The organism is Streptosporangium sp. OZ121, from assembly GCF_051918885.1.
Taxonomy (GTDB): Bacteria; Actinomycetota; Actinomycetes; order Streptosporangiales; family Streptosporangiaceae; genus Streptosporangium.
Genome location: NZ_JBPXMC010000009.1, coordinates 24,249 through 45,393, shown reverse-complemented (window position 1 = coordinate 45,393; position 21,145 = coordinate 24,249). Strand labels below are relative to the sequence as shown.

The 21,145-nt window shown below is 70.4% G+C and carries 14 protein-coding genes and 1 pseudogene; 6 read left to right on the top strand and 9 right to left on the bottom strand.

Annotated features, from left to right (window positions below):
- Positions 1 to 5 precede the first annotated feature (5 nt).
- The 3 genes from ACTOQ1_RS18410 to ACTOQ1_RS18400 are packed head-to-tail and all read left to right on the top strand — an operon-like array spanning position 6 to position 7,451.
- A complete protein-coding gene (locus ACTOQ1_RS18410) occupies positions 6 to 6,011 on the top strand; it encodes a beta-ketoacyl synthase N-terminal-like domain-containing protein (RefSeq protein ID WP_440068648.1) in 6,006 nt (2,001 codons plus the stop codon).
- A 5-nt stretch (positions 6,012 to 6,016) separates the two neighbouring features.
- On the top strand, positions 6,017 to 6,772 hold the full coding sequence (locus ACTOQ1_RS18405; RefSeq protein ID WP_440068969.1) for a thioesterase II family protein: 756 nt from the start codon (positions 6,017 to 6,019) through the stop codon (positions 6,770 to 6,772).
- 4 nt (positions 6,773 to 6,776) lie between these two features.
- Positions 6,777 to 7,451, top strand: coding sequence for a 4'-phosphopantetheinyl transferase family protein (locus ACTOQ1_RS18400; protein WP_440068647.1), 675 nt, complete (start codon positions 6,777 to 6,779; stop codon positions 7,449 to 7,451).
- A gap of 147 nt (positions 7,452 to 7,598) precedes the next feature.
- Here the strand turns inward: ACTOQ1_RS18400 and ACTOQ1_RS18395 are convergent, their stop codons facing one another.
- Positions 7,599 to 10,409 carry an ATP-binding protein gene (locus tag ACTOQ1_RS18395; protein ID WP_440068645.1) on the bottom strand — a complete coding sequence of 937 codons (2,811 nt, stop codon included), beginning with the start codon at positions 10,407 to 10,409 and terminating at the stop codon, positions 7,599 to 7,601.
- 133 nt (positions 10,410 to 10,542) lie between these two features.
- Here ACTOQ1_RS18395 and ACTOQ1_RS18390 point away from each other — a divergent pair, with 133 nt between their 5' ends.
- Positions 10,543 to 10,962, top strand: a complete 420-nt coding sequence (locus ACTOQ1_RS18390) for a hypothetical protein (protein ID WP_440068644.1) — start codon at positions 10,543 to 10,545, stop codon at positions 10,960 to 10,962.
- 318 nt (positions 10,963 to 11,280) lie between these two features.
- On the opposite strand, the gene ACTOQ1_RS18385 is transcribed toward ACTOQ1_RS18390, so the two are convergent.
- Both ACTOQ1_RS18385 and ACTOQ1_RS18380 read right to left on the bottom strand, forming a co-directional pair.
- The gene (locus ACTOQ1_RS18385; RefSeq protein WP_440068642.1) at positions 11,281 to 12,414 is read right to left on the bottom strand and encodes a winged helix DNA-binding domain-containing protein; all 1,134 of its coding nucleotides are present in this window, start codon (positions 12,412 to 12,414) and stop codon (positions 11,281 to 11,283) included.
- 57 nt (positions 12,415 to 12,471) lie between these two features.
- Positions 12,472 to 13,149, bottom strand: a complete 678-nt coding sequence (locus ACTOQ1_RS18380) for a winged helix-turn-helix transcriptional regulator (RefSeq protein WP_440068640.1) — start codon at positions 13,147 to 13,149, stop codon at positions 12,472 to 12,474.
- A 146-nt stretch (positions 13,150 to 13,295) separates the two neighbouring features.
- On the opposite strand from ACTOQ1_RS18380, the gene ACTOQ1_RS18375 reads away from it, so the two are divergent.
- The gene (locus ACTOQ1_RS18375; protein ID WP_440068638.1) at positions 13,296 to 14,135 is read left to right on the top strand and encodes a class I SAM-dependent methyltransferase; all 840 of its coding nucleotides are present in this window, start codon (positions 13,296 to 13,298) and stop codon (positions 14,133 to 14,135) included.
- A 65-nt stretch (positions 14,136 to 14,200) separates the two neighbouring features.
- Here ACTOQ1_RS18375 and ACTOQ1_RS18370 read toward each other — a convergent pair whose 3' ends face one another.
- From ACTOQ1_RS18370 to ACTOQ1_RS18345, 6 genes are all read right to left on the bottom strand, one after another.
- A complete protein-coding gene (locus ACTOQ1_RS18370; protein WP_440068637.1) occupies positions 14,201 to 14,536 on the bottom strand; it encodes a hypothetical protein in 336 nt (111 codons plus the stop codon).
- A 43-nt stretch (positions 14,537 to 14,579) separates the two neighbouring features.
- Positions 14,580 to 15,092: a GNAT family N-acetyltransferase gene (locus tag ACTOQ1_RS18365; protein WP_440068635.1), complete on the bottom strand. Its 513-nt coding sequence runs from the start codon at positions 15,090 to 15,092 to the stop codon at positions 14,580 to 14,582.
- Between the two features lie 214 nt (positions 15,093 to 15,306).
- A complete protein-coding gene (locus tag ACTOQ1_RS18360; RefSeq protein ID WP_440068633.1) occupies positions 15,307 to 16,533 on the bottom strand; it encodes a serine hydrolase domain-containing protein in 1,227 nt (408 codons plus the stop codon).
- Between the two features lie 89 nt (positions 16,534 to 16,622).
- The gene (locus ACTOQ1_RS18355; RefSeq protein ID WP_440068631.1) at positions 16,623 to 17,027 is read right to left on the bottom strand and encodes a hypothetical protein; all 405 of its coding nucleotides are present in this window, start codon (positions 17,025 to 17,027) and stop codon (positions 16,623 to 16,625) included.
- Positions 17,028 to 17,242: 215 nt separating this feature from the next.
- Positions 17,243 to 17,725: a hypothetical protein gene (locus ACTOQ1_RS18350; RefSeq protein ID WP_440068630.1), complete on the bottom strand. Its 483-nt coding sequence runs from the start codon at positions 17,723 to 17,725 to the stop codon at positions 17,243 to 17,245.
- A gap of 243 nt (positions 17,726 to 17,968) precedes the next feature.
- Positions 17,969 to 20,317, bottom strand: coding sequence for an ATP-binding protein (locus ACTOQ1_RS18345; RefSeq protein ID WP_440068628.1), 2,349 nt, complete (start codon positions 20,315 to 20,317; stop codon positions 17,969 to 17,971).
- A 434-nt stretch (positions 20,318 to 20,751) separates the two neighbouring features.
- On the opposite strand from ACTOQ1_RS18345, the pseudogene ACTOQ1_RS18340 reads away from it, so the two are divergent.
- Positions 20,752 to 20,967 (top strand): annotated as a pseudogene (locus ACTOQ1_RS18340) (IS1634 family transposase); the annotation flags it as partial.
- Between the last annotated feature and the right edge of the window lie 178 nt (positions 20,968 to 21,145).

Sequence of the window (21,145 nt, the reverse complement as noted above, 5' to 3'; positions counted from 1 at the left end):
CGGCAGTGCCTGAGCACAAGGAATCCGAGCGCCGCTACACCGGGTTGGAGCTGGCGGTCATCGGCATGGCGGGGCGGTTCCCGGGGGCCGAGAACCTCGACGAGTTCTGGAGCAACCTCGTCGAGGGGGTCGACGCGATCTCCCGTTTCACCGAAGAGGAACTGAGGACGGCAGGAGTCGACCTGGAGGAGCTCCAGGACGAGAACTACGTCCGGGCCCGCGGTGTCTTCCCGAACCTGGAGAGCTTCGACTCCACGTTCTTCAACTACACACCCGCGGACGCGGCGATGCTGGACCCGCAGGTCCGGGCCTTGCACGAGGAGGTCTACCACGCCCTGGAGGACGCCGGATACTCGGCGGAGGGGCGCAGCGAGTCCATCGGACTCTTCCTGGGCGCGACCAACAACCTGCCCTGGGAGTCGCACACGCTGCGCGAGTCCATCGCGCGCTCCGGCGTGATGTTCACCGGCATGCAGCTCAGCGACAAGGACTTCGCCGCCACCAGGATCGCCTACGCGCTCGATCTCAAGGGGCCGGCGCTCTCCCTCCACAGCGCGTGCTCGACCTCGCTGGTCGCCGTCGACACGGCCTGCCGGTACCTGTGGACCGGCGCCTGCCAGATCGCGGTGGCGGGCGGAAGCGGCCTGACCCTCCCGCACCGGCGCGGCTACCTCTACCAGGAGAACATGATCCACTCCCCGGACGGCCGCTGCCGGGCGTTCGACAAGGCCGCCGCCGGCACGGTGGAGGGCAACGGAGCAGGCGTCATCGTGCTCAAGCGCCTGGAGACCGCCCTGCGGGACGGGGACCGCATCTACGCGCTGATCAAGGGCTCGGCGGCCAACAACGACGGCAACCGGAAGGTCGGCTACACGGCGCCGAGCATCGAGGGGCAGGCCGAGGTCATCCGGAAGGCGCACCGCGTCGCGGGCGTGACGCCCGCCGAGGTGTCGTACGTGGAGACACACGGAACCGGAACCGCGCTCGGGGACCCCATCGAGGTCGAGGCGCTGCGCAAGGCGTTCGGCCCCGGGAGCGCGGGAACGGTCGGCCTCGGTTCGCTGAAGTCGAACATCGGGCACCTCGACACCGCGGCCGGCGTCGCCTCGCTCATCAAGGCATGCAAGATCGTCCAGAACCGCACGGTCCCGCGGAGCCTGCACTTCGAGGAGCTGAATCCCACCATCAGCCTCGACGGCAGCCCCTTCTACGTGGTGGGACGGCAGGAGGAGCTGCGACGCAAGCACTCACCGGCGCACGACCCGCTGCCGATGCGGGTGGGCGTGAGCGCGTTCGGGATCGGCGGCACCAACGCCCACGTGGTCCTGGAGGAGACGCCCCGCGCCGACACCACGCCGGCCGGCCGGCGGCACAACACGTTCGTCGTGTCGGCCTCGTCCGCGGACGCGCTCGGACGGATCAAGCGGAACGTCGCCGAGCACCTGTCCGCGCATCCCGACACGGACGGCGCCGACCTCGCCTGGACGTTCCAGAACCGCCAGCGGCAGCTCACGTACCGCTACGCCGTGGACTTCGGGGACGCCGGCCAGTTGCGCGAGCGCCTCCAGGAGTCCCTGGAGGCGGACGAGAAGCCGGCGCACCTCGGGAAGAACTCCCGCCGGAGCGTCCACTTCCTGTTCACCGGGACGGGCGCCCAGCACCTAGGGATGGCGCGCGACCTGTACGCGACCGAGGAGTCCTTCCGGGGGCACCTCGACGAGTGTTTCTCGATCGGCGAGGCGCTGGGCAACCCGGTGCCCCGCGAGGTCTTCTTCGGTGATTCCGCCGCGACGGAGAAGCGGATGAACTCGATGGAGACGGCCCAGCTCATCCTGTTCATGCTCGAGTACTCCATGGCGAGGACCCTCATCGGGTGGGGCGTCGAGCCCAGGGGAATGATCGGGCACAGCACGGGCGAGCTGGCGGCCGCCTGTGTCTCCGGGGTGTTCTCGCTGGAGGACGGGGTACGCCTCGTGTGGGCCAGGGGCAGTCTCATGGCGGCCACGCCCGAAGGCGCGATGACCTCGGTGAAGTCCTCCGAGGACGCCGTCCGGTCGATGCTGCCCGACGGGCTGGTGATCGCCGCGGTGAACAGCCCCCAGGACTGCACGGTCTCCGGATCGGTGGCGGACGTGCGGGAGTTCGAACGGCGCTGCGCGGAGCAGGGCGTCGACTTCAACCGGGTCAAGGACCTCGCCCACGCCGCCCACTCCCCGTACGTGGAGAGCATGCTGGAGGAGTTCCGCAAGGTCGTACGGGAGGTGACGTTCCGGCCACCGGGGATTCGGTACGTGTCGAACGTGACCGGCACGTGGATCACTCCGGACGAGGCCGTGGACCCGGACTACTACTGCGACCACATCCGCCGGACGGTGCGGTTCAAGGCCGGTGTCGAGACCATCCTGGCGTCGGGGGACTCCCTCTTCGTCGAGGTCGGCCCGGGCAAGACGCTCTCGTCCTTCGTACGGACCATCGGGCGCGGTACGAACGTCACCGCCCTCAACATGCTGCGGCACCGGATGGAGACGCTCGGGGACGACGAGCACCTGGCCCGCGCCGTGGGGAAGCTGTGGGAGGCGGGGGTCGCTCTCGACTGGAAGGCGTTCCACCGCGGGCGCAACCCGCGGAAGCTGGACCTCCCGCTCTATCCGTTCGACAGGACCCAGTACCCGGTCGGTGTGACCGAATTCCACCGGATGCTCACGGATGCCGACGACGAAGGAACCGCGCGGGCGGCCGCCCGGCCGGATCACACGGTCGCGGCGTTCACGGCGCCCGTCGCGGCAGGCGGACCCCAGCCGGCTCTCGGCCTGGTCTGGTCCCGGACCATGCTCCCCCGGCTCCGCGAGAAGGAGAGGCCGCGGACGCCGGTCGTCTTCACCGACGACGCCCCCACGCTCAAGCGGGTGCTGGAGGAGATCCCGCACTGGCGGGGACTGTACGTCACGTTCGGTCCCGAGTACCGGTTCCACGGGCCGTCCGGGGCGGTCGTCAGGGCGGGCCGGCCGGAGGACCTGAAGCGGCTCGTCCGGGATCTGGACGAGCGCGCCCTCTCCGGGGACGCGTTCGTCGTCCACCGCGAGGACCACGCGTCGTCGATCCGGCTCGTGCGCGATCTCTGCGCGGTCGTCCCCGAGATGAGGGAACCGGGCGTGACGGACCTCCTGGTGCTGGACACCGCGGACCTCCTGCGGAACCGGCCCGACTTCCTGCCCCGGATCCTCGGCCTGAACCACGAGTTCCCCGGCCTGCGGGTGCGGGCGCTGCGATGTGACGCGCCGATCACCGGCAGGAAGGGCCGAACCGCCTGGAGCGAGTGCCTCCAGCGGGAGTTGCGGGGTGACGGTCTCCAGGAGAGCGCCGCCCGCTACACCGGGAGGGAACGATTCGCCCCCGTGATGGTGCCCCTCCACGGCCACCAGGACATGGCGGGCGGCCGTCCCGGCCGGACGGCGGTCCTCTGCCGTTCCGGCGACGCCGGCCGTCTGCTCGACGCCCTGTCCGCCGGCCCCCTGGACCGCCCGGTCCACATTGTGACCTTCGGCCTGGAGGCGGACGGCCTGCCCGCGGAGGCGGGCGGGACCGGGCAGGTCACGGTCGCGGGAGTCGTCACGGGGGCGACGTGGGGCGCGGTGACGAGCGCGCTGGCCGAGCGGGTCCGTGAGCTTCCGGCGATCGACGAGATCGTTCTGTGGGACACCCCGGACGCCGGTCCTCCGGGCACCGGCGGCGACGGGTTCGGTTTCGCCGAACGGCGCACGCTCGCCGGCGCGCTACGCGACGTGAGCCGGGAGCGGGGCATCCCGTGGCAGATCCTGTCCCGGCCGGAGCTCGACCGGCGCGGCTGGGACGCCGGCGTCACCCGCTGGTTCGCCGAGAACGAGCTGATCGACGAGGCGGGGGACGTGACGAGGCTCTACTCGTTCGCCCACGTCGTCGACGGCGGTTCCTCGGCTCTGCGGCTGCTGTCGCAGATGCGGGACTCCGGCCTCACGACCGCCTACCACGGGATGGACGTCACGGCTCTGCGGCCGGTGCCTCCTCCGGCCGCGGGGCAGGACGCGTCCCCGGCCGGTGACGAACGGCACGCCGTCGCCGCGCTCATGCGGCGGGAACTGACGAACCTGCTCGGTTTCGACGACATCGACCCGCGGGGCGACATCTTCGACCTCGGGCTCGACTCGGTCAGGCTGGTCCGCTTCATCAGCGTGCTGGAGAAACAGGGCTACAAGATCCTCGCCGGCGACGTCTACAACCATCCGAGCGTCGACGCGCTGGCACGGTTCGTCACCCGGCCGGCGGAGAAGGCCGACGAGGAGGCCGGCTCCCCGGAGAGCTTCGCGGCGCTGCTGGGCAGCCGCCTGGGCACGGCCTGCGGCTTCCAGGAGTTCCACGTCGAGGGCGAGGACGGCCCCCGGCTGCTCCTCTTCGTCGACGGCCTGGACGACGCGCTCCACGGCCGGGTCCTCCAGGAGATCCGCGATCTCCAGGTGCCCGACGAACTCGTTCCGCACCACATCCTGCCCGGCTCGGCGGAGAAGGAGTTCCTGGACAGGCGCGACTTCGCCTCCCTCGGGATCGGGACCGGAAGCGGGACCGGGAGCGGTATCGGGACCGGGGCCGGGAGCGGCCCGGTATCCGGGGACGGCGGGCTCGAATCCGCCTTCCGCGAGATCGACAGGCGCGGTCAGGAACTGCGACGACAGATCGGCTCCCGGCCGGTGAAGTGGACCTATCCGCCGACCGGCATGCAAAAGCACCACTTCGCGAGCGGCAACCGGCTCCAGCTCTACGTGATGGAGTTCCGCGAGCCGGTCGACGCCGACCTCCTGCAGCGGTCGCTGTGCGACGTCATCGGGCGGCACGGGCTCATGCGGAGCTTCCTGACGCGGTCGTTCGGCCGGCTGCGGTGGAAGGAGTTCGAAGCGCCGGAGAGCATCACGCTGCCGAGGATCGACCTGTCCGGCCTGACCCCGCACCGGCAGAAGGAGGCACGTGCGCGGCTGGCCGACCGGGAGTGGAGCCTGGCCTCCGACTTCGTGGACAAGCCCCTGTACGAGGTCGTGCTCGTCAAGTACCACGAGCGGGCCTACGACCTTCTGTTCCGGTTCGATCACTCGATCTTCGACGCGACGTCCGGCCAGACCCTCCGGGCGGACCTGCTGAAGAGGTACCAGGAGCTGGCGGCAGGGACAGGCCGGGCGATGCCCGCGGCGAAGAGCTACCGGCACCTGCAGCGCCGGATCCGGCAGGGGCCCGTGGGCATCACGGCGGACGAGATCGTCGAGAGGTTCGAACTCGAGAGGTACGCCCGAGCGGGCAGGACGATCCGCGACAGGTCGGCGCCCTACGCGAACGGCCGGATCCACCGGGTCCGCCACTCCGTCGACCTCGGCGCCCTCCGGGGCGAGGACGGTGTCGAGGCCGAGCCGTTCTCGCTGGCCCTGCGCCTGTACGCACGCGTCGTGGCCCGTCTGCTCTCGGTGGACGAGGTCGCGGCCGAGATCGTGGTCCGGTCCCGGACCCTGGGCGACGAGGATTTCTCCGATGTCATGGGGATGGCCCTGGACAGCCTGCCCGTGGTGATCCCCGGGGACCCGAAGGGGCGCGACGACCTGGCGGCGGCCATCGGGCGGAAGACCCGCATGCTGAACAAGAACAACATCAGTTTCCTGGACCTCGGCCGCGATCTGCGCTCCTCCGTCACGTACCGGAAGGTGTCCGCGGCGACGAAGGCGCTGGGGGGCCGATCCTCGTGCGTGTTCAACTTCGCCGGCCAGGTGGAGGACGAGTACGACGAGATCTGGGACATGACCCTGGAACAGCCGGCCGGGGACCACGAGGCGACCGGTTACGCCGACTGCTTCTGTGCGGCCAAGACCGGCAACGGGAGGCTGGACCTGGTCCTCATGTGCAGGTGGGCCGATGGGCCCGACGACATCACAAGGATCTTGGACGAGGAAGTTCGGCACCTGGTGCGGGACAAGGACAGTATGAGGAGTTCTTCGTGAGCGACATGCGAGAGATCCCGGTCATGTGCTTCCCGCACGCCGGTGCGGGCGCCCTGTACTACAGCAAGTGGCGGCACGCGTTCCAGGGCGGAGTCGACCTCCGGATAGTCGAGTACCCGCTCCGGGAACGCCGGCTCGGCACTCCGATGCCGGCCTCGGTCGGACTGCTGGCGGAGCAGATCTTCGCCGAGTTCGCCGACGTCTTCCGTGGCACCTATGCCGTCTGGGGGCACAGCATGGGCAGTGTCATCGGCTACGAGGTCGCCAAGCTGTGCCAGGAGCGCCTGGACAACCCCCCGCTGGTGTACTTCGGTTCGGGCTCGTCGGCGCCGTGCGACTCCCGCTTCAAGCGCGTGAAGGACCTCGATTCCGCCGCGGGCCTGAACGACGTGCTGCGCCGCTACGGAGGGGTGGGCGAGGAGATCCTGCGGGACGCCGGCTTCGTGAAGTACATCGCGCCCGTCATCGAGGCGGATCTGCGGTTGATGGGAGGGTACGAGGACACCGCGAAGGAGAAGCTGCGGTGTCCGATCGTTCTCATGGAGGGTCGCGAGGACGAGGTCACCACGGGCCCCTGGGCGGACTACACCGATGTCTCGTTGCAGGTGTTCGAGTACGACGGCGGGCACTTCTTCCACGACGCGCATCGGGCCAGGATCGCCGCGCTCATGGAATCCAAGATCCAGACGTTGTGGCAGCTGAAGAGGGCGTCGGCCGACCGGCGTGGTCCCGCCGACCGGCTGATGTCCGAGATGCGGTGACGAGGTGTCGACGGTCCTGGTCTTCGACATCGACCGGCTCTCGGACGCCGGCACGGACCGGTTCCGGCAGGCCGTGCCGGCCGAGCGGCGGGCGCGCGCGGACAGGTTCCACTTCCCCGAGGACCGGAAGCGCTGCCTGGCGGCCGGGGTGCTGCTGCGCTACGCGCTGCTCGAACGCCATGGCCTGCCGGTCCGCGACCTGGTCGTGGCCCGGAACGAGTTCGGCAAACCGTTCCTGGTGAACCGCCCCGGACTGCACTTCAACCTGTCGCATTCGGGACGATGGGTGGCGTGCGCCACGAGTGCCACGGAGATCGGCGTGGACATCGAGCACACCAGCGCGGGGGCCGTCGACATCGCCCACCGGTTCACGCCGGACGAGCACGCCTACATCTCCGCCGCGCCGGCCGGCGCACGGGCACGACGACTGGTGCAGATCTGGACGCTCAAGGAGAGCTATGTGAAATACCTCGGACGTGGCCTGAACGTTCCGCTGAACTCCTTCAGCGTGTCGGCACGGGACCGGCGTCCGAAGGTCCTCCGGGGACGACTCGACACGAGGCCCTTCCTGAAACAGGTCACCCACGAGGGCGACTACTGGATCGCCGAATGCAGCGAGAATAAGAGCGACATCTCCCTCGCGGAGCTCTCACCGGAAGACCTCCTCGCCGTCTGCTGAAGACGGCCCCTGGAACTCCGGGCCGGGCATCGCCCGGCCCGGAGCCCTTCCGTGGCGGGACCCGCCCCTCCCGGATGACTCCGGGGAAGAGGTCCCCCGCCGGTTCATCTCTTCCCGCCACGATCCCGACTGCGAGTTCGTCGTCCTTCAGCCGGGCGTGAGGCAGCCGGTGGGGTCCTCGCAGTCCTCGACGGCCTCGGCCAGGCCGAGTGCGGCGCCCTCGGCGAAACCGGCCTCGTACCGGGAGTCTCCCGCCAGCGCGCGGGCCGCCGCCTCGCAGCGGGCGCGGGCATCGCGCAGCTCCGGGGAACCCATCTGGGGGTGGCCGTAGTCGCGCCACAGCTGATGACCCAACCCCAGCAGCCGGGCGGCGCGCTCGCCGTCGCCGGCCGCGACCGCGACCTGGGCGAGGGTGTCGGCGCAGTTGGCCATGCCGAGGCTGTCGCGCAGCAGGTAGCGGGCCCGCAGCGAGCCGGCCGCCAGCGCCGCCGCCTCGTTGAGCCGTCCCATGACCAGGGCGACCTGGCTGCCGATGTAGTCGCCCCACGACCGGGTCCAGATCTCGCCCAGGCCCTCGGCCACGGCGCGGTGCTCGGCCAGGGTCGCCTGCGCGTCGTGCGGGTCGCCCGCGTGCAGGAGCGCGAACGCGCGCGAGATGAGCAGCGTCAGCAGCCGGGCGGGCGGCCCGTCGCCCTCGCGGTGGCGGGCCAGGGCCCGCCGGGTGGCGACCTCGGCCACGGCGTGCTCCCCGGCCAGCGTCGCCGCCACCGCTTCGAGGTGGAAAGCGTAGATCAGCGCGTCCTCCGCCTCCACGGTCCCGGCGCCTTCGGCGATCACCGAGGTCGCGGCGGCCATGCAGTCGGCGGCCAGGCGGCGGGTGGCCGTGAGGTCCCCCTGGCCCACGGTCAGGTGGCCGCAGGCCCACAGCGCCTTGGTGCGCTGCGGGGAGGGCTCGGCGGCGGCGGCCAGAGCACGGTCGAGGTGGTGGCGGCCCTCGCGCAGCCGGCCGCACGCGGCCCACAGGGGCCACAGGGCGGCGGCCAGCTCAAGGGCGCGCAGGCGTTCGCCGGGCCTGCTCACGCCGAAGTCGAGGGCGGCGCGCAGGTTGGCGTCCTCGCGCAGGAGGCGGTCGCACCACTCGACCTGGCCGGGGCCGAACCACTCGGCCTCGAACCGCAGCGAGAGGGCGTGGTAGTGGTCGCGGTGCAGCCGGGCGGACCGCTCCTCCTCGCCGATCTCCCGCAGGCGCTCCCGGCCGAACTCGCGGATCGCGTCGAGCAGGCGGTACCGGCCGTCGTGCTCGCGCATCACGATCGACTTGTCGACCAGGCCGGCCAGCACCCGCCACACGTCGGCGGTGTCCTCGCTCGCGCCGACGTCCTCGGCCGCGCGCAGGTCGAAGGTGCCGGGGAAAATCGACAGCCGCGCCCACAGCGCCCGCTCCCCGGCCGAGCAGAGCTGGTGGCTCCACTCGATGGCGGTGCGCAGCGTCTGGTGCCGCGCCTGAGCCGTACGGGTGCCACCGAGCAGCGCGAACCGCGCGTCGACGCGCTCCAGCATCTCGGCGACCGTCATCACACGCAGCCGTACGGCGGCCAGCTCGATCGCCAGGGGGATGCCGTCGAGCCGGTCGCAGAGCCGGGCGACCTGGTCGTGGTGGCGGGCGAGGGCGAACTCGCGGTCGACGTCCCTGGCCCGCTCGGCGAACAGCGCGGCGCCGTCGCCGCTGCCCGCCATCGGCCGCACGGCGTACACGCGCTCGCCGGGCAGGGCGAGGGCCTCGCGGCTGGTGGCCAGGACGCGCAGGCCGGGCGCGCCGCGCAGCAACGACTCGGTGAGGTGCGCGCAGGCCTCCACCAGGTGCTCGCAGGTGTCCAGGATCAGCAGGGTCCGCCGGTCGGCGAGGTGGTCGCGCAGTTCGTCGGCGGGCGGCCGGGCGGTCTGCCCGGCCACGCCGAGGGCCTCGCCGACGGTCTCGGCCACCAGACCGGGGTCGCCCAGCCCGGAGAGGTCGACCAGCCAGACGCCGTCGGGGGTCTGCGGCGCCAGGTCGCGGCCCACGTGGACGGCCAGCCGGGTCTTGCCGACGCCGCCGACGCCGGTGAGCGTGACGAGCCGCGACCCCGCCAGCAGCCGCGCGACCTCGGCGACCTCGGCCCGCCGCCCGACGAAGGTGGTCGTGTCGGCCGGCAGGTTCCCGCGCGTGCGGACGACCGGCCCCGGCAGCAGCGCCGGATCGGCCTCGATGATGCGCTGCTGGAGGGCCACGAGCGCGGGCCCGGGAGCGAGGCCGTGCTCCTCGGCCAGGCGTGCCCGCAGGTCGCGGAAACTCTCCAGCGCCTCGGTCGGCCGCCCGGCCCGGTAGAGCGCCAGCATGTGGCTCTCCCTGAGCCGCTCGCGCAGCGGGTGGGTCTCGATGAGCGGGCGGATCTCCTGGAGCGCGGCCTCCGTGTTGCCGCGTGCCAGCTCGATCCGCGCGAGATCCTCGATGGCGGCCAGCCGCTGGTCCTCCAGGCGGCTGCGGGCGGGCTCCACGAACGCGCCCGACGCGTCGGCCAGGGCGGGCCCGCGCCACTGCGCCAGGGCCTGCCGGAGCATGCCGGCCGCCTCGGCGGGTGGCAGCGTGCGGGCGCGCTCGATCATCTCCTCGAACCTGGCGAGGTCGAGCGTGCCGTACCCGGCGGCGATGCCGTACCCGGCGGGACCGGCCATCACGGCGTCCTCGCCGTCGAGGTCGCGCAGCGCCATGCGGATGGCGTGGATTCCGGTCTGGATCTGCTGGCGGGCCGTCGCCGGGGCGGCGCCGCCCCACAGGGCCTCGCAGATGGCGTCGACGGAGAGCAGGCGGCCCTCGTTGAGCAGCAGCAACGCCAACAGTCCGCGCCGCTGCGAGCGAGGGACGGAGACGCGAAGCCCATCTCGCTCGACCACGACAGGGCCGAAGACCGAAAACTGCATCGATGTGCCGTCCGTCCCCTATTGCGTGCTGAGGCGGCTCCTGTGTAGCGAATGCGTAGTGATCATGTCAACCGTGTGTACGGCGTCCCGCGATCATCGTGAGCACCACTCCGAACCTCCTGGGGGAACCACCGTGCGCAGCAACCTCCTCAGCCGGGCCCTGGTGGCCGTGGCCGCCGCCGGGCTCGTCGTCGCCACCGCCACGCCCGCCAGCGCGTACACCTCGTTCATCGAGCTCAAGCAGAGCGGCAACATGGCCGCCATCGTCTGGTACAACTCGGGCACCCACAACATGGCCAAGGGCCGCAACTCCTTCACGCTGCGGGCCGCGGCGGGCACGACGTGGGCCAAGCTCCTCTACACGACCCAGTACGCCGAGGGGAAGTGGAACTCCACCCACAAGGTGACCACCAGCGGCGGCAACGCGGCCGAGATCACCTTCAGCGACTACAAGTCCGACACCTCGCGCCACTGGATCAAGTACCGCCTGTGCATGTACCGCGGCAGCACGGAGACCTGCTCGGTCAACACCATCACCGACTACATCGACTGACCGGTCCCGAAACCCGGCCGGTGACCACGATCACCCCGGACGCGCCGTCGCCGAGATCACCGATCTGGCGGGCGTGCCGGCCCTCGTGTTCGGGAGGTCGAGCGGAGAGCGTGGTGTTCTGGTTCAGGACATGGGGAACCCATGTCCTGAACGAACGCAGGAAACCCATGTGAGACACGAGACTCGGACGGCCGGCCATGCCGGTGGGAACGAGAGCCGGATATCGGCCGTTACGGGAGCCGTTTCACGCTTCTTGGGCCGCGTGCGCGCCGGTGAGTCCAGGGGCCACCTCGGCCCCCTCGCCGCCGAGTAGGGCCGTCACTTCGGGAGCAAACGGACTTCGGCGCTCGGCATCTGCTTGGTCCACCAGTGATCGTAGCGGCGATAGACGGTGGTCCCGCGATCCGCCAGGAACGCCGCCAACGCACCGGCCTCCGCCGCGAGTCCCTTCCACGCCTCCTCGTCCAGGCGGTGGAAAGCCGTCGCCTCGATGCCTCCCTGGACCGGGCGCCACACACCGGCGACGTAGCCGTCGACGAGCAGGGTCGGCAGGACATCGCCGTTGCGCCGGATGACGAGCGAGCGATATTCCGGTGGAATGATGCGGCTGCGATCGGAGTAGGCGAGCAGGACGCTGTCCCACATGGGCAGCAGCCGCGGTGGGGCGGCGGTGTCCTCCGCCGGAAGCGGTGCCCCGGGCACGTCGAACAGCGTTGCTCCATCCGGCCCCTCCACCTCCTCGACCTTGCCGGCCAAAGCCCGTACGGCCTGCAGCAGCACCGGCCGCCTGAGCATGGTGAACTGCGCCAAGTCCGGCACCGAGGCGGGACCGAACGCCCGCAGGTAGCGCAGAACCAGCCGCCGCACGGACTCGTCCTCGAACTCCGGACCTGACGTGGTCCACGCGGCGACGAACGACGGCCTCACACCGAACGACCACGGCCCACCGGTCGGGGCGTGGTGCAAGGGCGCGAACGTCCGCAGCGCCCACCACAGGCCCCGCTTGGGCTCACCGAACCTGGCCGTGAGGAAGTCTTCGATCTCGGCGCCGGTCCGCGGACGGGCCACGAACTCCGCGAGATGGGGAAGGAGGGCGTCGGCGTCGGCGATGGACAGCCCGCTGGAGGTGAAGCGGGAGTCGCCCAGACGCGCAGCCCGTAGGTTGCGCCGCATCGCGTTGTGGAACCCCGGGTAGTCCTCGGCGTGCACCGCGTGCAACGTGATGCGCATCAGTGAGGCCTTGACCACCTCGCGGTCGGCGAACGCGGCGTCCAGCTCTTCCGGTTCGAAGTCGGTGAGCCGGTTCCACAGGGCGAGATACGGTGACGGGGCCTCCTGCGCCTGCAGAGCGACGACGCGGCGGACGGCATCGGCCACTGCCAGCGATTCGCGCTCCAACAGCATCTGCCGGTTGAGCGTGGCCCGGTTGAGCTGTCGGGGGGTAAGTCTCATGCCAGGATTCTCGTCCTCACGATAGGAAAGCGGTCTGACAGGGCGGACGCCCGCCTGCTAGACAGGCCGGGGTACGGAGGCCCATTCGGGGAGCGTGAACCACAGGGGCACGGCGCGGCGTAGCGCTTCGGGACCCCGCACCTCGACCGCGTGGGCGCGCAGCGCGTCCGGCCAGCTCAGGTTGCCGCGCCAGACCTCGACCATGCTGCGCAGGCCGGCGGTCACCGTCACGGTCACGGCGTGGCCAGGGTCGGTGTCGCAGACGTCGACCTCGCCACGCGTGATCACGAGCCACCAGTGGCGGCTGCTGGGCGGCACGTCCGGGAACCGGAACTCGATGACCGTCCGCCCGTCCGGAACGGCGGTCCGGTCGACGTTGCGGTGCATGTCCCACAGCAGCAGCTTCGGGTCCAGGTCCTCGTCGCCCAGCTCTCCGATCCAGCGGATGCCCCAGGCGGCGAGTGCCTCGACCACCGGTCGCAGTTCGTGGCCGGCCTGGGTCAGGACGTATCGCACATCGTTGTCCTCGGCGTGCCTCTCCACGATGCCGGCATGTGCGAGCTGGTGCAGCCGTCGGGACAGCAGCGTGGGGGACATGCGCGGCAGACCGCGACGCAGCTCGTTGAAACGCTCGGTCCCGCACACCAGTTCCCGGATGACGAGCAGCGTCCAGCGCTCGTCGAGCAGTTCCACGGCCTTGGCGACCGGGCAGAACTGGTGATACGAGGAGCCCATGCTCCGCAGTCTAAGCTCAGCCGCCATGAACGCCAGAGACAGCCGGCCGGGTCTCGGCCGGGTGCTGGTACAGATCGTGTACTAGATGGCGAACCCGCCCTTCCTTACCGTCGATCCCAGTTCACCGCGGCGATGGGGAGAAGAAGATGAACGTACAGAGCGACGCGCCAGAGGCCGACCGCGCACTGAAGGCCAGGCATCGCGAAATGTGGGCGCTGGGCGACTATCCCGCGGTCGCCGCCGAGATCATCCCTGATCTCGGCGCGATCCTGGTCGAGGCGTGCGGGGTGGGACCCGGAGACCGGGTGCTGGACGTGGCCGCCGGGTCCGGCAATGCCGCCATTCCCGCAGCGCTGGCCGGGGCGAGCGTGGTGGCCGCCGACCTGACCCCGGAACTGCTGGAGGTGGGACGGGCCCTGGCCGCGCAGCGCGGCGCGAAGATCGAGTGGCGGCAGGCCGACGCGGAGGCCCTGCCGTACGCCGACGGCGAGTTCGACACGGTCCTGTCCTGCGTCGGGGTCATGTTCGCTCCCCACCATCAGGCCGGTGCCGACGAACTGATCCGGGTCTGCCGCCCGGGCGGCACGATCGGCCTGCTCAACTGGACGCCGGAGGGGTTCATCGGTCAGATGTTCGCGACGATGAAACCGTACGCGCCCCCACCTCCGCCCGGCGCGCAACCCCCTCCGTTGTGGGGCGGCGAGGATCACGTCCGTGCGCTGCTCGGGGACGCGGTCACCGATGTCGTCGCGCGCCGGCAGACGGTCACGATCGACCGGTTCGCTCACCCCGGCGCGTTCCGTGACTACTTCAAGGCCAACTACGGCCCGACCGTCGCCGTCTACCAGGGGATGGCAGGGGACCCCGACCGGGTCGCCGCCCTGGACCACGCCCTCACCGAACTGGCCCGCCGCCATCTACAGGGCGAGGAAAAAGCGGTGATGGAGTGGGAATACCTCCTCCTCACGGCACGCAAGCACGACTGACGACAAGAACCGTCAGCGGCGGCCATCCTCAGGGCGAGCACAGACCCGGTGACGGGCCTACAAGATCATATCTTCTTGACGACGATCGTGTCCGGGACGAGCTTCTCCAGGTCGTCCACGTCCGAGGTGAAGACGGTGACCTGTCCCTTCTGCTGCCGTGCGATAACGGCGAGGACCGCGTCGATCGCGTACTTGTGGCCGTGCAGCTTGGCGTCGGCCAGGAGTCGGCGGGCCTGGCGGGCCTCGTCCTTCCCGATATCGGGGACGTCAAGCCGGGAGAGCACCCAATCCCAGCGTTGCTCGGTGATTCTGCCGTCGCAGGCCTCAACCACCGTCATCGGAGACGTCACCACCTCCGCCTGCCCCCGGGCCACGAGGTCGAGCCAGGCGATCATCTTCATCAAGAAGAGTTACCAGGCAGGTGGGGGACGTGCGAGCCCCCGGCTAGGAGGTGGGCCTGCCGGCCAGTTTCCTTTCCCAGAACACTTCATCGCGCCATGCGCCGTCGGCGTAGAAGTGGTCATGGGCGATGCCCCAGGAATTGAACCCGTGCTTGCGGAGGATCGCCTGAGACGCGAGGTTCTCCAGCTGGGTGTGTGCCTCCAGCCGATGCAGGTTCAGCTCGTCTTCGGCGATCCGCAGCGCGAGGCCGACGGCACGGCTCGTGTGCCCGAGCCCCTGGTGGAGAGAAGAGACCCAGTAGCCGAGGAATCCCTTCTGGAACGGGCCGCGCAGGATCGAGCTGATGCTGACTTGCCCAATGATGGTCTCATCGGAGACCACGACGCCGGGCCACGCGAGCCCCTTGTCATGGGAGGCCAGGAGGGATTCGATGACCGAGGCTTGCCCGTCGGGCGTGTAGAACTCTGCGGGCCTCTCGGGCAGCCAGCGCGCATACGCCTGCTTGTCCCGGGAGAGCAGGCCGGCGAGTGCGGGGCCGTCGGAGGGCTCGATCAAGCGAATCAACGTGGAGCTCACGGGTGTTCTGCCGTCCTGTCAGGTGCGGTAATCGGTCGCAGGAGCAGAGCCAGTATGGCGGCGCCGAGCACGCCGGCCGCGGCGCCCAAGGAAGGCGGACGACATGGCCGATGCGTACCTGCTGGTGCCGAGGTGCTCGGCTCCGTCTGCTCAGCCGGCCTGCCCGCCGCAGTGCCGGGGCGTGGGTTCGGTGTCAGCCGTCGAGCGCCTGGTAGAGCGTGGTCCAGAAGTCGTTCATCAGGTGCGCCGGGCTCGGCACGGTGTAGCCGAGCTGGCAGAGCAGGATGCCGGTGAGCTGGTTGGACGGGTCTGCGTAGGCCGAGGTGCCGCTGCCGCCGTCCCAGCCGAACTGGCCGATGGGGGCGTAGTCGCCGCGGTAGGTGCGCACCGCCATGCCGAAGCCCCAGCCGCCCTGCTGGCCTTGGCCGAAAGAGATGTGGACGTTGTCGGTGGCCATGGCGGTGCGGGGGGCGTTCTGTTCGGGGGTGAGGCGGTTGGTGGTCATCAGCTCGACGGCGGGTCGGGACAGGATGCGCTTGCCCTGGTGGATGCCGCCGTTGAGCAGCATCTGGAAGTAGGCGTGGTAGTCGTCGGCGGTGGAGACCAGTCCGCCGCCGCCGCCCTGGAACGCCGGAGGCTGGCACCACCGTCCGCCCTTGGGCTCGTCCCAGGCGAGGAACTCACCGGTCTGGGGGTCGGGCGCGTACAGGGTGGGCAGCCGGTCGATCTGGTCGGCGGGCACGTGGAAGCCGGTGTCGGTCATCCCGAGGGGCTCGAAGATGCGCTCGCGCAGGAACTCCTCGAACGACTTGCCGGTGACCCGGGCGACCAGCACACCGGCCAGGTCGTTGCTGAGGTGGTACTGCCAGCGCTCGCCGGGCTGGTACTGCAGCGGCAGCGCGCCCAGGCGGCGTATCCACTCGTCCGGCTCGGGCACCTCCACCGGCAGGTTGGGCGTGAGCCCCTGCTCGAAGACCGCGTTCATGATCGGCGTGCCCAGCGAGGTGAAGTCCATGCCGAGCCCGAAGGTGGAGGTCAGCACATCCCGTACGGTGATCGGCCGCCGCGCCGGCACGGTGTCGTCCAGTGGGGAGTCGGGCCGCGCCAGCACCCGCCGGTCGGCCAGTTCGGGCAGCCACGGGTCCACCACGTCGTCCAGCCGCAGCCGGCACTCGTCCAACAGCACCATCGCCGCGGCGATCGACACCGGCTTGGACGTGGAGGCCATCCGGAAGATCGTGTCCCGGCTCATCGCCGCGCCACCGTCGTGCTGCATCGTGCCGAGTGCTTCGACGTGCGTCTGGCCGTTCCGGCTGACCAGGGCCACCACTCCGGGGATCTTCCCGGAATCGACATGCCGCGCCAGCACGTCGCGCAGCCTGCGCAGCCCCGAGGCGGAGAAGCCGTTGCCAGTACCCATCATGAATCTCCTTGCGTTGTTCAGTGCTTGAGGTGCCGTCCTGGCACCCTGCGGTGTCCCGGGTGCGGAGAGGGCCTTGGTCTGTGCCGTCAGGCGGCGTCGAGGGCTTCGGTGATCTTGCGGGCCATCTCGGTCATGGTGGGGCTGGGCTCGCCCTTGTGGGGCCGGGTGGCCGCTTCGACGGCGACGATGACGGTGCGGCGGAAGTTGTCGGCCTCTGCCGGGGCCTGCTCGTTGAGCAGGCTCATGGATGCCGTCAAAGCCGGCAGTACCTGGTCGGCGAGTTCGGCGACGGTCTTGCCGTACTTCACGCCCTTGGGTGCCTTGCTGAGCACGTGCCCGACCGGGCCGGTCGCGGAGGTCAGGGCGATGGAGCCTTCGGTGGCGGCCTTGTGGGCCGAGCCGGCGGCGCCGGCGGCGGACATCAGCGAGACGGCGCCCCACGCGGCGGTGCGGAGGGTGAGGGTGTCCTGGTCGTTGAAGGTGACGGACATGGTGGTGTGCTCCTTGGAAACTGTGACGGAATTCGGGTGAACGGAAACGCAGTCATCGCTTGCTCGGGAAAGGTCGCCCGAGGGGATCTCACGAGGCCGGGATCGCTGAACCGTTCATGGGGTAACCATCGCCGATCGCTCTGACATCAGGCCGTCGCCGTGCTGACGCGGCCGCTGACACGACACCGCATGGAACCTGATCGCCGCACGGGTCATCAGCAGTCCAGTCGGCCGGCGATCACATCCAGCACCCGGCGCAGATCACGTGACATGCGGGCACGCATGCCGATCTCGGCGATCCCGGCGGTGAATCCCGGATGGTCGGGAAGAAGGCGGTGGACGCGATGGGTCACGCGGGTGCCCGCCGGGCAGACGGTGACGGCGTGGACCCCGGCGTACCAGCTCTGCACCGCCATCCTGGATCGGGCCCGGTCCAGCTGGATCTCCACCGGCTCCACAGGCCCGGCGAACTCGGCCCGGTAGGCGCCGGGGGCGGGCCCGGCCACGACGGTCATGGCCCCTTTCCGTGCCGTCGAAGCCCTGGCCAGTACCAGCAGGTTGTCATAGCCCACCCGGCCCTCGGCAACGGTGAGCAGCAGCGTGGCGACCGCCGCGACGGGCGCGGCGAGCGTCCCGTCCACTTCCCACCGGGCGGGAAGCGCGTCCAGCTCGGCGAGCAAGGAAGGCGTCGTGTGCATGGCCAGGAGCCTCGACCGGCGGGCCCGTCCGGGGCAAGCCATGCCACGCCTTCCGGGACGCGGGACATCCCACCGGCACCCCTGCCGGGCTGCGCTCTTACGTCATCGGGCCGAGTTCGCGCGGGTGTCCCGGGACGGGACGGGACACCGGGAACCGCGCCGTGGTGGCCGGGACTCTCCCGTCCTTCGGCGCTGTGACACCGCTCTACTTCCCGGTGTGCCCGGCGGGGGCACACCGATGATCTAGACCGGTGATCCGGACACCCGCGTGCGCGAGCCGGCCAGGTCGGGTGTGCGGAGCGCGTCCCCGCGCAGCAGGCGAAGGTTCCGGCGAACTTCGCCGGCCGGCATGTCCAGCACGGTGGCGAGCTCGAGAGCGCGGCGGAGGTGCCGTTCGGCGGTAACGGGGTCACCGGCGAGCCGGCACGTCTCCCCGTACGAGGTCAGCACCCCGATGGCGTACTGCTGCTCCCCGGTCGCCTCAATGATCCGGTGAGCCTCCGCGTGCAGTGCCAGCGCCTCTTCTGCCCGGCCGAGGTGCCGGGTGGCCACGGCGGCGTTGGTCAGGTGGACCGCCTCGAAGATCTGGTGACCGGTCTCGCGGCTGTGCGCCACCGCCTGCCGGGACAGCTCCAGCGCGGTCCCGGGGTCGCCGAGCCCGAGTGCGGCGGAGGCGAGCACGTCCAGGCAGAGGCGTTCGCGCTGCGGGTCGTTGCGCTTTCGAGCGATCTCGATCACCGACAGGACGGCCTCCCGTGCCTGTTCGTAGCGTTCGAGCCGGATCAGTGCCATGCCTGTGCGCCCCTGCGCCAGCAGGCGGTAGACGTCGAAGTCCGCACCTTCCGGCAAGATCCTCTTTCCCTGATGCAGCAGGTCGATGGCGCCCTCGAAGTCGCCCGCCCTCATGTGCTGTTCCGCGAGCCTCTGCAGCACCTCGAACTCGACGTGGACGTCACCCGCCTCCGCCATCATCGCCCGGCACGCCTCGAACTCCGGCATGGCTTCCGACGATCGGCCGCCGAGGTGCCGGGCCATACCGCGGCGGAATCGCAGCCAGATCAGCGATCGGCGGTCGTCCAGGCGTTGCGCTGCGAGCAGGGCAGCGTCGATCATGCGCTCCCAGCGGCCGAGCCCGCCGCGCCGGATGAAGTAGACCTCCGCTGTCAGGGCGAGCCCGATCACGGAGGTGTCCAACCGCACCTCGGTGGCCAGGGCGAATACCGCCTCGATGTTGGACCATTCGAGATCCAGCCAGGTGAGCGCGCCCGTCGTTCCGTCGATCTCGGGAACGCGTTCGGGCGGGTGGATGATCGTGAGCGGCAGCGGTGCGATCGTGTGCAGCAGCGCCCGGTCCGCCGCCAGCACGCCGCTCAGGTAGTAATCGGCCAGCCCGGCGATCGCCTCCGCGTCGTCGGGCTCGGTGCTGTCCGCGCGAGCGGCCTGCCGCAGCAGGTCGTGGAGGCGGTAGCGACCGACTGCCGGCTCTTGGACCAGATGCGCGTCGAATAGCTCCTCCAGCAGCCTCCGGGCGTTGCCCAGCGGGATGCCTGCTAGCGCGGCGGCGCCGTACACGCAGATGTCGGTCCCCGGAACCAGGCCGAGCAGCCGGAACATCCGCCGCTGGGCGGGGTCGAGCTGCCGCAGCGACATCCCGAACACGTCCGACACCGCCAGCTCGCCCTCACTCAGCCGTTCCACCAGCGTGTCCAGCGTCCAGCCGGGCCGGTGCCGCAACCGGGCGGCCGCCACCCGGATCGCCAGCGGCAGATTCCCGCACCGGCGCAGCACCTCGCCGACATCACCGGGCCGGGTCCCGCCCGCCGATGCCACGAACAGCTCCGCCGCCTCCTCCACCGGCAGCACGTCCAGCGAGATCGGCAGGACGTCCAGCTCCACCATCCGCCGCCGGCTGGTGACCATGACGAAACTCCGGCCGGCGCCGGGGAGCAGATCGCGCACGTGAGCGGCGTCGGCGGCGTTGTCCAAGAGCACGATCGCGTGCCGCGTCGCCAGCTCCGACCGCCACAGCGCGGCACGCTCGGCCACCCCGTCGGGAATCCTGCCGACCGGCACCCCGAGCGCGGTCAGCAGCAAGCGCAACGCCTCCGCAGGCTCGACCCGCTCCCGGCCCGGAGTGAAGCCGAGCAGGTCCACGTAGAGCTGGCCACCGGGGAAGTCTGTGGTCAGCAGATGCGCTGCGTGTACGGCCAGCGCGGTCTTACCCACCCCGCCCATGCCGTCGATCGCCACCATCTGCGTGTCCCGCGCGGCACCGAGGAGAGCGGCCAGTTCCTCCCGGCGCCCAGTGAAAGCGGCGATGTCGCGCGGCAGGTCGTTGCGTACCGGCGGGATGGCAGTCACGCCCGCTTGGGGTTCGTCCCTGGCCCGCTCCCACATCTCACGCAGCGGCCTAGGATCATGGCCGGCCGCCTTGCACAGCGCCACCACCGTCGGCCAAGGGGGAACGGCCTGGCCGGAGAAGTAGCGCGACAGCGAGGAGCGGCTGGCGCGGACATCTCCGGCGAGCTCGCGCAGGCTCCGTCCAGTCAGGTCACGCAGTTGCCTCAGCTGCCCCGCCAACTCCTCGGCCACCCGCGCCAGCCTTTCTCCGGATTCGCCTCCTGATCCTAGGCGACATGCGTGATATACCACCCAAAAGACCTCCGAGCATGACGTAACGGGGCGAAGCGGATGACCCAACCCGGACAGCAGTTCCGTGACGATCTCTGGCCGGTGCACGCCAGCCTGTGCCGCTCGAAAACTCAAGTCAGGGGTGTGAGCTGAGGCTTCGGCGGCGGTGGTGTGAGCCCGTCTAGGAGCCTTGCACGGCACGAGAACGCGGTGTTGCGCCGTCATATCACCCATCCACGCTATGAGCCCGCCGATCGATTATGGTTCTCGGCCCTGTCCCGGCTCATTCCCCGAGCCACGTGGGCCAGGGTGTTTCCGGTGACGCCGACGACATTGTTACGGTGGCATCGGCTGCTGGTCGCCAGAAAGTGGACCTACGCCCACTGGCGCCGCCCTGGCTCGCCCTGCTCCTCACCCGTGTCGCCGAGCGCTCCGTCGGGCAAAGCCGGCGCCACATCCGCCGGGAGACCACCCGGCTCAAGCAGGTCACCCTTGCCGGGGAGGCCGGGACGATCACCCAGACCACTCCGCTACGGCCCGGCCACAAGGCCATCTACCAGGTGCTTTCCATCACTCCGCCGCCCCGGGTGACAGCCTTCGACCCCGCTTGAGCAAGATCTGGACAGGCTGGGAGAGCGTGGGCACACGCCCCTTCCCGGCCTTGTTGGTGTTCGCGCAGCTCATACCCCAGATTCGGCATCATGTGTGACCACCAACTGCGGAACCCGGGTGCACTGTCCCTCTCGTTTCCGCTTCGGAGGCCGCGAGTCATCGCACCCATGCCGGCCA